The sequence below is a fragment of the Chitinophaga sp. genome (genome assembly GCF_036569125.1).
In the GTDB taxonomy this organism is placed as follows: Bacteria; Bacteroidota; Bacteroidia; order Chitinophagales; family Chitinophagaceae; genus Chitinophaga.
Map to the genome: position 1 here is coordinate 1 of NZ_DATCRF010000600.1, position 2491 is coordinate 2491.

Below are 2491 nucleotides of genomic sequence, written 5' to 3' on the forward strand. Positions count from 1 at the left end.
CCGGGTGGCTTCTTTCTGCAGCTTCACTATTTCCAGGGCATTATTCTGGATGTCGATATTCTGTTTTACAATAGCCAGCTGGTTATCCAAGGCCAGTAGCTCGTAATAGGAATTAGCGATTTCGGCAACGAGGTTAGTGACCAGGAAATTTTTTCCCTCAACGGTAGACAGGTACCTGCTGATGGCTACTTTTTTAGCGTTGTGCAGCTTTTTCCAGATATCTACTACCCAGGATGCATAAGCTGCTAACAAATAATCCGGCAGCGGGTCCGGCATTTCTTTTCCCGGTTTAATTTCAGTGGTAGCATCACCGGCGCCCTGGCTGGTATAGCGGCCCACCTTTTCAACGCCGGCCGCAGCTTTTACCCCTACAAAGGGTAAATATTCTCCTTTCCTGGCCCTTATTTCGTTGCTGGCAATCTCCATTTCCTGTAAGGTGATGTTCAGCTCCTGGTTGTTCTTCAAAGCCGTATCTATCAGGGCGCCCAGGTAGGGATCCGTGAAATAATCTTTCCACTTCACTTTTGCCATATTAAGGGTATCCTGCGAGCTGTTATAGCTTGCAGGAACGGTTTTGTTCTCTGTTTTCCCAACCAAAGCAGGAATTTTACAAGCTGCATAAGCGAAGGAAATGCAGGCTACCCCTAAGTGCTTATATATTCTGCTTCTAAACATTATGATCAATTTCTTCTGTTAAAGGATTCTCGTCTTCATCTTTAATGAGCTTGCGTTTTGCTGCTATGCTGCCGAATATGTAATACAAGCCGGGAATAATGATCACCCCGAAAACAGTTCCCAGCAGCATACCGCCGGCAGAGGCAGCGCCTATGGTATGGTTGCCGATGGCGCCCGGACCTGTAGCAAACAGCAGCGGTATCAGGCCGGCAATAAAGGCAAGTGAGGTCATTAATATCGGGCGGAAACGTACGGCAGCGCCTTCCACAGCCGCCTGGAACAGCGGCACGCCGGAGCGGTGTTTCTGAACGGCAAACTCCACGATCAGCACTGCGTTCTTACCCAGCAAGCCAACCAGCATTACCAGGCCCACCTGCGCATAAATATCATTGGCCAGTCCCATAAGCTTCACCAGCAGGAACGCGCCAAAAACACCTGCAGGCAAAGAAAATATTACCGCTAAGGGGAGTATGAAGCTTTCATACTGCGCGGCCAGTATCAGGTATACAAATGCTAATACAATAAGGAAAATGTAAAGCGCTTCGTTCCCACGTTCCGTTTCATCTTTTGAAAGGCCTTCCCAGTCAATACCATAGCCACGCGGCAGTGTTTGTGCCGCAACCTCCTGGATAGCCCTGGTGGCTTCACCGCTGCTGTAACCCGGTGCAGGCTCGCCCCTGATGGCCGATGAAGTGTACATATTATACCGGGTGATCTCATTCAGCCCGTGCGCTTTTTTTATGCTCATGAAGGCTGAATAAGGCACCATCTCATCGCGGTTATTTTTAACGTACAGCTTCATAAGATCGTCCGGCAGCCTGCGGTATTCAGGCGCGGCCTGTACATATACTTTCAGGAAGGTACCGAAGCGGATAAAGCCCAGCTCATAGCTGCTGCCTATCAGTATAGAAAGATTATCCATTGCCTTACCAATGGAAACGCCTTTTTGCATGGCAGCCTTGTTATCGATCTGAAGCTCATACTGCGGATAGTTGGCGCTGAAAAAAGTAAATAAGCCCGTCAGCTCCTTACGTTTTCTCAGTGCATCCATGAACTGGTCGTTCACCTTTTCCAGCTCTTTATAATCATCGCTGTTGGTTTTATCCAGCAGGCGCAAAGCAAAACCGCCGGCTGCGCCATACCCGGGTACTGCCGGTGGCCCAAAGAATTCTATGGTTGCCCCGGGAATATCCCTGCATTTTTCTTCCAGCTCACGGATGATCTCATTAACAGAATGTTTGCGCTGCGACCATTCCTTCAGGTTTATGAGGCAGGTGCCTGCATTGGATCCACGGCCTTCCGTAAGCACTTCATAACCTGCCAGCGCAGAAACAGATTGAATGCCTTCAACATGTTCTGCGATCTCCTGTACTTTCCTGGCCAGGTCATTGGTCCTTTCCAGCGTAGAGCCGGGAGGCGTTTGAATAATGGCATAGATCATTCCCTGATCCTCACTGGGAATAAAGCCGGAGGGAAGATCCCTGGAGATACCAAAGATGCCGATGCCGAAAGCCGCCAGTATGGCAAAGGTGACCACTCTCCGGTTCACGATCAATCTTAGCAGGCCCGCATATTTACCGGTAAGCTTTTCAAAACCTCTGTTAAAGCTGTCGAGCGCCCGGTTCATCACTGTTTTCTTCCGCGGCTTCCCATGATTATTTTTCAATATCATGGCGCAAAGCACCGGTGTAAGTGTAAGCGCCACTAAGCCCGAAAGTACAATGGAGGTAGCCATGGTAATAGCAAACTGCCGGTAAAAGATCCCTACCGGGCCAGACATAAATGCCACCGGGATAAATACTGCGGTCATTACAAA

The 2491-nt window shown here is 49.2% G+C and carries 2 protein-coding genes; both read right to left on the bottom strand.

Translation table 11 applies throughout. The annotated features are described in order from the left end of the window. On the bottom strand, nt 1-597 hold a 597-nt coding region (locus VIM87_RS22380; RefSeq protein WP_331999159.1), incomplete at its 3' end, for a TolC family protein. Nucleotides 598-667: 70 nt separating this feature from the next. After that, nucleotides 668-2491 (bottom strand): efflux RND transporter permease subunit (locus VIM87_RS22385; RefSeq protein ID WP_331999160.1); only part of this gene is annotated, 1824 nt, incomplete at its 5' end.